The sequence below is a fragment of the Marseilla massiliensis genome (assembly GCF_023336985.1).
Classification (GTDB): domain Bacteria; phylum Bacteroidota; class Bacteroidia; order Bacteroidales; family Bacteroidaceae; genus Prevotella; species Prevotella intestinigallinarum.
Genome location: NZ_JAMBLP010000045.1, coordinates 1 through 11,084, shown reverse-complemented (window position 1 = coordinate 11,084; position 11,084 = coordinate 1). Strand labels below are relative to the sequence as shown.

Annotated in this window: 11 protein-coding genes and 2 pseudogenes; all 13 read left to right on the top strand. The window is 41.6% G+C overall.

Features of this window, described 5'->3' with window-relative positions; translation table 11 throughout:
- The first annotated feature begins 49 nt into the window (after positions 1-49).
- Positions 50-610 carry a helix-turn-helix domain-containing protein gene (locus M3089_RS15505; RefSeq protein ID WP_249085193.1) on the top strand — a complete coding sequence of 187 codons (561 nt, stop codon included), beginning with the start codon at positions 50-52 and terminating at the stop codon, positions 608-610.
- The gene (locus M3089_RS15500; protein ID WP_249085190.1) at positions 607-1,863 is read left to right on the top strand and encodes a site-specific integrase; all 1,257 of its coding nucleotides are present in this window, start codon (positions 607-609) and stop codon (positions 1,861-1,863) included. The genes M3089_RS15505 and M3089_RS15500 overlap by 4 nt, the downstream gene beginning before the upstream one ends.
- A gap of 73 nt (positions 1,864-1,936) precedes the next feature.
- Positions 1,937-2,800: an SDH family Clp fold serine proteinase gene (locus M3089_RS15495; protein ID WP_249085188.1), complete on the top strand. Its 864-nt coding sequence runs from the start codon at positions 1,937-1,939 to the stop codon at positions 2,798-2,800.
- Between the two features lies 1 nt (position 2,801).
- Positions 2,802-2,999, top strand: a complete 198-nt coding sequence (locus tag M3089_RS15490) for a hypothetical protein (protein WP_249085185.1) — start codon at positions 2,802-2,804, stop codon at positions 2,997-2,999.
- Between the two features lie 354 nt (positions 3,000-3,353).
- Positions 3,354-3,713 carry a helix-turn-helix domain-containing protein gene (locus M3089_RS15485; protein ID WP_249085183.1) on the top strand — a complete coding sequence of 120 codons (360 nt, stop codon included), beginning with the start codon at positions 3,354-3,356 and terminating at the stop codon, positions 3,711-3,713.
- Positions 3,713-5,089 carry a DUF3987 domain-containing protein gene (locus tag M3089_RS15480; protein ID WP_249085181.1) on the top strand — a complete coding sequence of 459 codons (1,377 nt, stop codon included), beginning with the start codon at positions 3,713-3,715 and terminating at the stop codon, positions 5,087-5,089. Before M3089_RS15485 ends, M3089_RS15480 begins: the two co-directional genes overlap by 1 nt.
- Positions 5,090-5,201: 112 nt before the next feature.
- Positions 5,202-6,208, top strand: a pseudogene (locus tag M3089_RS15475) (DUF6371 domain-containing protein).
- A 12-nt stretch (positions 6,209-6,220) separates the two neighbouring features.
- Positions 6,221-6,775: a MarR family winged helix-turn-helix transcriptional regulator gene (locus M3089_RS15470; RefSeq protein WP_249085179.1), complete on the top strand. Its 555-nt coding sequence runs from the start codon at positions 6,221-6,223 to the stop codon at positions 6,773-6,775.
- A gap of 404 nt (positions 6,776-7,179) precedes the next feature.
- Complete coding sequence (locus tag M3089_RS15465) at positions 7,180-7,572, top strand: plasmid mobilization protein (RefSeq protein ID WP_249085177.1); 393 nt, start codon at positions 7,180-7,182, stop codon at positions 7,570-7,572.
- A 12-nt stretch (positions 7,573-7,584) separates the two neighbouring features.
- Positions 7,585-8,793, top strand: a complete 1,209-nt coding sequence (locus M3089_RS15460; protein WP_249085175.1) for a relaxase/mobilization nuclease domain-containing protein — start codon at positions 7,585-7,587, stop codon at positions 8,791-8,793.
- 25 nt (positions 8,794-8,818) lie between these two features.
- Positions 8,819-9,292 carry a hypothetical protein gene (locus M3089_RS15455; RefSeq protein ID WP_249085173.1) on the top strand — a complete coding sequence of 158 codons (474 nt, stop codon included), beginning with the start codon at positions 8,819-8,821 and terminating at the stop codon, positions 9,290-9,292.
- A pseudogene (locus M3089_RS15450) lies at positions 9,286-10,029 on the top strand (restriction endonuclease subunit S); the annotation flags it as partial. The gene M3089_RS15455 and the pseudogene M3089_RS15450, both read left to right, overlap by 7 nt.
- Positions 10,030-10,051: 22 nt before the next feature.
- On the top strand, positions 10,052-11,044 hold the full coding sequence (gene xerA, locus M3089_RS15445) for a site-specific tyrosine recombinase/integron integrase (RefSeq protein WP_249085169.1): 993 nt from the start codon (positions 10,052-10,054) through the stop codon (positions 11,042-11,044).
- The last annotated feature ends 40 nt before the right edge of the window (positions 11,045-11,084 follow it).

The following is an 11,084-nucleotide window of genomic DNA, read 5'->3' as shown; positions in this document are numbered from 1 at the left end:
CCTATATTGTCGGCGTTGATAATAAATAATTTATGTTTCAAAGATAGATATGCCAGCAGCAAAATTCGAGATAGTACGCAGGTGCAAGGTCTGCGGAGAACCGTTCAAAGCAAAGACCATTGAATCTTGGTATTGTTCTCCAAGATGTTCCAAGATTGCGTGGAAACGCCGTAAAGATGAAGAACAGAGGATGCAACGATTGGATGAAGTAGTTAAGAAGATACCTAAGTCCAAAGATTATATTACAGTTCCCGAAGCCTATGCCATGTTTGGAATCAGTAAGGAGACTTTATATCGCCTGATTCGCAAGGGTAGCATTTCAAGTGTGAATGCTGGCCAAAGACAAATTCGTGTCAGCAAGGATGAATTGATGAAGCTCTATCCGTTGCGCAAGAAAGCCTTGACAAAATCAAAGCCCGTTGCCAAACTTTACAGTCTGGAACCTAAAGACTGTTATACCATTGGTGAGATAGCCAAGAAATATCACTTGGACGACAGCACGGTGTATCTTCATATCCGCAAATACTCTATCCCCACCCGGCAGATAGGAAACTTTGTTTACGTGCCGAAGAAAGAAATTGATAACCTGTATAAAGGAGCGAAACAATGAAGAAAGCATTGACAAACACACGTGTTTCGGTGAAACTCCGTAAGTCGGAATACCGTGAGGAATGGTATTTGTACGTTGAAGCCTATCCGGTCTTTCAATCAGACAAGCCCACTCCTCAAAGAGTGCGTGAATATCTCAACCGCACCATCACCACTCCCATTTGGGATAAATCTCGGAATGCTCGGACTGATAAGGACGGCAAAACCACCTATAAGCCTAAACGTGACTTGAACGGTATCATCCAATGCAAGTCACAATTAGACCAAGAGGTGTGCATTTATGCCGACAAAGTAAGAAATCTGCGCCAAAAGGAATACGACAATGCCTCACTCTATTCCGAAACAGATGCAGAACAGGCTGAGCAGTTGGAGCGTTCACGTTGCAATTTCATTGAATACTTTGACCATGTGCAGCGCACCCGTCATGCACATAGTTCCGATTCCATCATATCCAACTGGAACCGTGTATATGAACTGTTGAAAATTTATTCAAAAGATAATGCCATTCCTTTTTCACATATAGACATGAAGTTTGTAGAATCGTTTCGTCAATTTATTCTCAATGCTCCACAAGGAGGCACTAAAACCGGCACACTCTCCCAAAACACGGCATCCACTTATTTCTCAATATTCAAGGCTGCATTGAAGCAGGCTTTTATTGATGGATATCTTACCGTTGATATTTCTGCAAAGGTCAAAGGCATTCAAGGAAGGGAGAGCCGTAGGGAATATTTGACGGTTGAAGAGCTAAACCGTCTGGCGCAAACACCATGCGACCCATTATTAAAACGGGCCTCGCTGTTTTCTGCCTTAACTGGACTCCGTCATTGCGACATACAAAAATTGAAGTGGTCAGAGATTGAAGAATTTAATGGCGGTTACCGCTTGAATTTTACCCAACAAAAGACAAAAGGCGTTGAGTATATGCCCATATCCGAACAGGCATTTCAGCTTTGCGGTGAACGTAAGGACGGTGAGCAACTGGTTTTTGCAGGACTTCCCGACCCATCATGGATTAACCGCCCAATTAAGAAATGGGTTGCTGAAGCAGGGATAACGAAACACATCACCTACCATTGCTTCAGACATTCGTATGCGACCCTGCAACTCGCCGGAGGTACTGACATTTATACTGTCAGCAAAATGCTTGGTCATACAAATGTGCGAACTACGCAGGTGTATGCCAAAGTGGTTGATGCGAAAAAGGAAGAAGCGACCAAGACAATAAAGTTGGATATGCCAAATAGTATTTAAATGAAAAGCTTTATATTGAATGCTTTAATATGAATAGAATTTAGTATATTTGCAAAACTTTAAACTGAAAGTAATGGAACAACCTGTAAATAAGGCATTAAAAGATTTGCTAAATAACACGCTGCTAAATCTTGAAGAAACATTGAATTGCGATGTTTTAACATATTACGGTTCTATAATGGACGGAAACGAAAATGTTTTACGTGATATTGTTGAAGATATCGCTAAAGATACAAATAAAGAACAACTTGCTGTTATTTTAACAACAACGGGCGGCAGTGCTACTGCGGTAGAACGCTATGTAAATATTATAAGAAAGCACTATAATAAAATTATTTTTATTATTCCAGATTACGCATACAGTGCAGGAACTATCTTTTGTATGAGTGGAGATGAAATATGGATGGACTATTTTTCAGTTTTAGGGCCAATAGACCCTCAGATAAGAAATAAAGATGGAAAATTTGTTCCCGCATTAGGATATTTAGATAAAATAAATGAATTTATAGATAAAGCTAAGAATAATACATTAACTCAAGCTGAATTTTTAATATTAAAAGATTTTGACTTGGCTGAATTGCGTGCTTATGAACAAGCGAAAGAACTAACCGTTGAGCTATTAAAGAAATGGCTTGTAAAATACAAATTCAAAAATTGGAGTAAACATAAATCAAATGGCAAAGAAGTAACAATTGAAGAAAAGAAGCAAAGAGCAGAAGATATTGCCGCAAATCTAGGTGATAATAAAAAATGGAAATCACATGGAAGACCTATAAATATAGAAGAATTAGAAGAGTTAGGTTTGCAAATAGAAGATTATACAAATAAAGAAGAATATAATACTAAAATAAGAAATTATTATAAATTGCTGCTCAATTATCTTGATACATATAATATGAGAAATTCTATTTTTGTCCATACTCGTAAATTTATTTAAAATGGAAAATATTGAAAAGCAATTATTGGAAACAATAAAACAGCAAGAAATAAAGATGGATAAGAATTCCCTTAAAAAATTTGAGAGATCCATCGAAGATTTTAACTCTCTAATAAAAAAAGGGCTAATCACTCCTCGTGGATATCGTTTGCAAACAATAGACGAAGCATATACACAAAATTGGTACTTTAATGTTTAATCAATAAATATCCACAAGACTACTCCCAAATTTTTATACTTGCTTTTGTTGGGTAAATTTAAGCATATATATATTCATTTAATCTCATATGCCATCTGCATTTATATGTGGATGGCTTTTTATATCTGCCCATTTTTATATTCACGGCTATATGACACGATGATGATTTCCTTATGGAAAGAGGCATAAGCGAAAAAATCTAATAATGGGATTTGTCATTATAGATATTGATAATCAGTGTATTTCGCTTATGATTCTTATGAACCCATGATGTTTCTTTATGTGGCATTTACCATCCATAAATCAGTATTACTATTTGCCTTTACTTTGCGGCAAAAATCAACTGATAACGATATGGACGACAAGAACATTACATTTGAAGATTTGCCCAAGGCAATGTCATGGATGATAGACAAGCTGAATAAACTTGATTCCAAATTAGACGGTCTGAATAGTGTTCCACAAGCACAATCTGCAGACCAGTGGATGAACCTTAAAGAGCTATGTGAATATCTGCCCAGCCATCCGGCGGAACAAACCGTTTACGGGTGGACGAGCTGTCATCAGATTCCATACCATAAGAGAGGCAAACGTATCATGTTTCTCAAATCAGAGATTGACGCATGGCTTCATGACGGTAAGCGGAAATCACAGAAAGAATTGGCTGAAGAAGCGGCTCAATTCATCAAATCTAAACGAAACAGGCCGTTCTAATGGAACCGCTCGAATTGTGCAACAGCATCAGAATGGAGTTTGAAGGTGTTACTGGAAGCAAAATACCTTTGGACGCATTTCCTGACAAGTTGCAGGACATGGTTCTGGCATTGTCACGTCGAGAGAACTATTCCTTAGAATACACGATGGCTTCTCTTCTGGCTGCTGCATCAACGGCCATTGGCAATGCCGTCAACATCCGCATTCGTGGCGGTTGGATTAGCAGCCCTATCTTATACATGATTTTGGTCGGACGGCCTGGCATGGGGAAAACGCCACCGTTGGATTTTGCTTTTCGTCCTATACGGAAGCGAGATGCCAAGACCATAAAACAATTCAAGGCAGATATGGAATATCATGATTCAATACTCGAAAGTCAGAAAGGCAAGAAAGACGAGAGACCACCATTGCCGCCTAAGCCAATTTTGAAACGGACCATCATTTCGGACTTTACTCCTGAAGCTCTTATACGTGCGCTTGACGATAATCCGAGAGGAGTAGCCGTATATGTGGATGAAATAATGGGAATGTTCAATGCCGTGAACCAATACAGCAAAGGACAACTGATAGAGCAACTACTGACTGCCTTCAGCGGTAAACCACTCGATGTGTCAAGATGCAGTATGCCGATACCCATCCATATTGAGCGGCCTTTTATAAATATAGTCGGCACGATGCAGACCACCCGTGTACATGAATTGGTGGATAAAGGCTACAAGGACAACGGTTTGTTGGATAGAATCATATTCGTCTATCCGTCATCGCAGGAAATACCTGATTGGCAAATGGATGAAGATTCCGCATCCTCATCATTTGAAAAATATTCTGCCTTGTGGGAGGATGTAATCAACCGTATTTGCGAGATTAGTTTCATATCGGATGAGAATAATGATTGTACTTTACAGAACGTACTGAACTTTTCCACAGAGGCTGGTGCTTATTTCACAAACTGGCGCAATGAATTAATCCACAATGTAAATCAAATCAAAGATGATGGTTTGGTGGATAGTCGGATAATGAAAACACCAATAATTGCAGCCCGTCTGGCTTTAGTATTCCAAATACTCCGATGGGCTTGTGGCGAGATTCATAAGGATTTTGTGGATATTGACTCTACGAAATCAGCAATCAGACTGACTTCTTATTTTGAGGATTGCTACTCCAACATCCAAAGATTCATGATTATGGAAAGTATAGAGCCACAAAAGAAAGGATTGCTTGACCTCGTGCCGTCACTGTTTACCACAGCCGAGGCTGTCCAGGCTGGAAAAGAAGTCGGAATGTCGGAAAGGACTGTGATGTATGTGTTGAACGACCTTGCCGCCAAAAAGGTAATCAGGAAAATCAAAAGAGGCGAATATGAGAAACTGCAATAATCCACATTGTTTGCACCTTGCAGTATTTGCAGTTTGCAGTTTCGGCACCGATATTCCTGCAAAACTGCAATAACTGCAAACTGCACGGACTGCATTTATAAACAGAAAGACTATGATTGAATACAGATTTACACTTCAAAAATACAAACGAGGTTCGAAGCTGACTTGCCCAAAATGCGGAAGGAAGCGGTGCTTTGTCAAGTATATTGATACTGAGGGGCAAATCATATTTCCTGATTATGTAGGTCGGTGCGACCACGAACATTCGTGTCAATACCATTACAAACCATCGAACTATTTCAAAGATAATCCTATCATATTGGAGGAAAGGAAGCCGTGGAAACCACAGGCAAAAGTTATACAACCAAAAACCACAGATTACATTGACAGCAACTTCATGTGCCGTTCACTTACCAACTATGAAAGAAATCCCTTATTCTCTTTCTTTACGGGGATGTTTGGTAAAAAAGAAGCCTCTCGGCTGTTCCAATTATACCATGTCGGGACATCCAAGAAATGGGGAGGTTCCACAGTCTTCTGGCAGATTGACAGACAAGGAAGAGTGCGAGCCGGAAAGATTATGCTGTATAATCCGGCGACAGGACATCGAGTGAAAGAGCCAAGAAGCTATGTGAGTTGGGTGCATACGGAATTGGGACTTGAGCACTTTAACATGAAGCAATGTTTGTTCGGAGAACATCTATTAGCTGACTATCCAGCAAAAGCGGTTGCTATTGTTGAAAGTGAGAAATCCGCTTTGATTGCCACCCACTTCATGCCTGATTTTGTATGGCTGGCCACCGGAGGAATACACGGCTGTTTTAAGGCTGACACCGTTAGTGTATTGAAAGGCCGTGCAGTTATGCTATGTCCCGACTTGGGTGCAAAAAACGTTTGGCAGGAGAAAGCTCATCTGCTTTTTTCCATCTGTTCAAAAGTTGTTTTCAGTCAAATATTGGAGCGGTACGCAACAGACGAACAAAAGGGAAAAGGTTTGGATATAGCCGACTTCCTGCTGATGACCGAGCCCCCACAATGACACTTCAAAAGATGATAAAGAGGTGTCCGAGTTTGCAAATGCTCATTGACCAATTTCAGTTAGAATTAGTTGAACAATAAATAGAGTTGAAGATGAAAAAAGACGTTTATTATTGTATAGTGCTTTCCAGTAGCCAGCTTGATTTTCTGGCAGGAAGTAAATATGGTATCGACCGCATGAAAGCATTGAAATGCCTTATTGACGCTACTGTTATTACGGAAACGAAATACGAGAAGAAAGGCTTTACCATAACGCTACACATCGGGCAAGCTGCCCTTTCGGAAGTGGAATTGGCCACCCGTTTAGGCTATGACAAGAAGACCGTTTCAAGGTTGCTTGACAAGATGGCGTGGTTGGGTATTGTCACATCCGAACAGAGCAATCGCACAAGCATACACACCATTCATTGTGTGTCGGCGTGGTATGCGGACAATCAGAAGATACTCAACCCGTATTATGTGAGCATGAAAGAGCGGTACAATCATTCCTGTGAGATTGGCAAGGATGATTGTGGCGGGAACGATATTACTACCGATGTGTCAAATGCTGAAAATATAAAGTCGGACACCTCCGTCTGTTGCAACAGAGGACAGCCTCCTTTATCCCTTATTTCGGCAGATAACGTTCAAGGTGAAAATGAATCGTAAAACATGGTGAAATCGATACCGTTGCAATATGCCGTGTATTGGCTTTCAAAAGACGGCTTCTTGCATTGCGAAACGTGGCCTTTCACGCTTCAATTCATGGCCTTTTGGAAAAGCATTAGTTTGTGTCGGTGGTTGGGCCTATCAGCGATACAGTCTGGAGTCGCCTTTTTACGGATAAAATGTAGCGGAGTACGTTTGTTTTAGACAGTTATAAGGACTCAAGACAAATCGCCCATTCTGTGAGTTGTGGCCTATCCGACGTTCGTGTCTGCTCTGTTACAAGAATTGCCTATGTCGCACAAAAACGCTTCACGTTTCCATGCAACATAAGCTATTACTGCCGCTCGCAAGCTCGCAACGGGCTGACCAATTTTAATCTGTTGTACTACCTTATATTATTAGACATGACATCGATAAACGAAGCCGAAAAGAAAAACGGAAACGAGAAAAAAGTTTTAAGACGTACCCGACGTTTGGAAGCTCGGGTAACGGATAACGAGTATGCAAAGGCTGCAGAACTTGCCGAAACCTGTGGTCTGACATTGAGTGACTACATCCGCAAATGCGCTTTGGGGCAGCGACCAAGACGGCGGCTTACCGAAAAGGAAGTGGAAGCCCTTTGCAGTCTGTCCGATGCACGGGGTGACCTCATGCGCATAGCCGCTGCCGTCAAGTCCATACAGGGCAGCAAGCGTGCACAATACTTTGCAGACACTCGTTTCGTTGAACAATGGATGCGTGCTGCCGTTGCTCTTATAGCCCGTTGGAATGAAATACAGGAATACATCACCCAATAAATACCCAGCCAAATGATAGCAAAAGCGGCCACCATAAGTCACGGCGGAAATGCCGTCCGCTATTCGGTCAATAAAGACAAGGCGGAATTAGTGAAAGTGAACTTCCTTCCAGAGGACATATCGGCGGAAGCCATGTATCAACGCATGGTACTCAAGCAAAAGGAATTTGCCAGCACAATCAATAAGGGCAGACCGCTCAAACGTAATGTGATAAGAATGGAAATATCCCCAACCAAAGGGGAATCCGCAGGGTGGACGTTGGACGATTGGGCAAGGTTGGCAAACGAGTACATCCAAGTTTTCGATTCTATTGACCTGTCGAAAAAGGCTAAACGTGCCAGTGCTAAGTCCACTAACGTAAGGAACAGCCAGTACGTGATTGCGCTCCATCACGATGCGAAAAGTGGCATTCCCCACCTGCACATTGACGTGAACCGTGTGGATATGTACGGCAAAGTTAATGACGACCATTTGATTGCGGAACGGGCAATGTCTGCTGCGTACATTATAAATGAACGGCGTGGATGGGAACAGCCGAAAGACATTTATGAACGCCGCAGGTTGGAGATTGCCGATACGTGCATGAATGTGCTACGGTCGTTGCCGGAGTTCAGTTGGGCAGGCTATGCAGCCGGACTTAAAGAGTATGGCTATGGCATACACATCCAAGAGGATAACAACGGCAATGTGCGCGGTTATTCTGTCTTGTCAGGCAATTCCGCTTACAAATCGTCCATTCTCGGCAAGGGCCGACATCTCATGCCGTCAAAGATAAAAGCTACATGGGCACGTCTGCATGGAGGCCAGAATATTCAGGCAAATCCAAATGTCAAACAAGAAAAACGGACAGCTACTACATTGCAAGGAAAAGCACAAGCAAGTCATCCGATACAAGTTGTAAAGCATTACGACATTTCAACGGATGAATACCACCATTACCACGTAGCCATTCCAGAAGAAGCGTATGAAATTATCTGCAAGGAATGTTTCATGCCAGATGATAATCCGTTTGCGACCATAGAAGATGTGCAAAAGACCGCCCTGCTCCTTTTCGATGAATACCTTGACGGTGCGACGAGTATGGCGGCATCCAGCGGCGGTGGAGGTTCTGACATGAGCGACTGGGGAAAGGATAAAGATGAGGATGAACGCGAATGGGCACGCCGTTGCGCTCAAATGGCCAACCGCCTGTGCAAACGCAGGAAAGGCTTACGCAGATAAACGAATAACTCAAAAACAAATGACAATGGGAATAGGTAAAGGAAAATCCGACAAAATAGACATAAACGGCCTTATTAATAGCGTTGATAACGATAACAAAGTTACGCAAGAAGTAAACGGCCTTGCTGAAAAGATAGCCGATTTGGAACGGGCGACCGAAGCGCTTAACGCTGCTATCGACCGTGCAGATAGTATTATCACAGGTTTCAACAATTCTGTAAAGGAACTGCAATCAAAGAAAATCGGTGCGCAGGTGCATCCGCAAACCTTAAAGTCATTGAACGAGATTTGCACAAACTTTGTTGTGGAAGTGGGCAGGCAACTAATGGCTCATCGGGATAAACAACTTGAATTGCAAAAGGAACACGAGGAACGCATTGCCCGTATGCTTGAAAAGAACAAAGGAGTGTGGTTGTCTAACCGATGGGTGAAAATTCTGTTCATATGTTTCCTTGTTTATAGCGTTATAATTATCCTTTATGTGCGAATTATGACATAAAACAGAAGCTATCCATTTCGATAAATGATAATTTAGAGAAGATGGCAAAGCAGCTTTACGACTATTGGTTTGTGCAATTCGACTTTCCCGATGAAAACGGACGTCCCTATAAATCAAGTGGTGGTGAAATGGTTTGGAATGAGAAGTTGAAACGAGAAATACCGAAGGACTGGAACTATAAAACGATAAAAGATTTTATGAGGATTTTTACAGGGAAAAAAGATGTGTCAAAAGCAATTCCTGGTGATTATAAATTTTTCTCTTGCGCACCAGAACCAATCACGTCAAATGAATATATTTATGATGGGTATGTTGTGCTGATTTCAGGAAATGGAAGTTACACAGGCCGAGTTGGTTTCTATAAAGGAAAGTTTGATTTGTATCAAAGAACATACGCTTGTGTTTTAGATGAGAAGCCTTATGACATTTCTTTTTTCTATTATACATTAAAATACTTGTTTCAACCAATTTATAGTGGTGGCAAACATGGATCTTCCATTCCCTATATTGTCATAGGCGATTTGGCCGATTTTAAGTTCGCCTTTCAAGAGAAAGTATATAGTTTATTTGTGAATGTTGTAAGACCTATGTTTGATGAACAATTATTGAGGCAACGTGAAATTGAAGCACTTACTAAGCGGCGCGATGAGCTTCTACCCTTGTTGATGAACGGTCAAGTATCGCTAAATTATCATTTATCGTTGTCATTTGCAACCATTTCTATATTATATATATAGGATAAACCTAAAAACATAGAAGATGAAAAGAACAGTTATACAGATCGTTGTGGACGAAATGTCCAATGTTTTATCCAAAGGGCAGCTTGATTTGTTGGAGGACACACTTACACAGGCATTTGCTAGTTATGAAGTTATAGCTTCCGCCAGTGAAGAAGAACGTCAAGTAAAGGCTAATGCCGAACTTTTGCAAGCATTTCTATCCGCGAAGAAGATAGAGGGGTGTTCCGACAAAACCATTGATTATTACCAATCAACCATCGAAACATTATTTTCCACTGTGCGAAAGCCAATTCGCGATATTTCCACCAATGATATACGCTGCTATCTGTCTAACTATCAGGAACAACGAAAGGTTGGCCGTGTTACCATCGACAATATGCGCCGCATCTTTTCTTCATTCTTTGCTTGGTTGGAAGATGAAGACTATATTGTGAAAAGCCCTGTGCGCCGCATCCACCGAGTGCGTACAGAAAGCCTTGTAAAAGAGGTGCTGACCGATGAGAACATGGAGGTGCTGCGTGACAGTTGTCAAGAAATTCGTGACATTGCCATGATAGACCTACTGGCAAGTACTGGTATGCGTGTGGGTGAATTGGTTAATCTTAACCGTGACGACATTGATTTTCATGAGCGGCAATGCGTGGTGTTTGGCAAGGGGAACAAGGAGCGTGAAGTATATTTCAACGCTCGCACAAAAATCCACTTACAAAACTATCTGAGCAGCCGCACGGACAATAATCCGGCTCTGTTCGTTTCACTGTCAAAGCCCCACTCTCGGCTTACAATCAATGGTGTGGAAGTGCGCCTACGGCTGTTGGGACGCAGGGTGAACATAGTCAAGGTGCATCCTCATAAGTTCCGGCGCACATTGGCTACTATGGCCATCGACAAAGGTATGCCAATAGAGCAAGTGCAACGGTTGCTTGGCCACGTCAAAATTGACACGACCCTGCATTACGCTATGGTAAATCAGAACAATGTAAAAATGGCGCATCGGAAATATATTGGATAACTTATATTAAGCTACTTTTTTATAACATTGTTTAAGATAT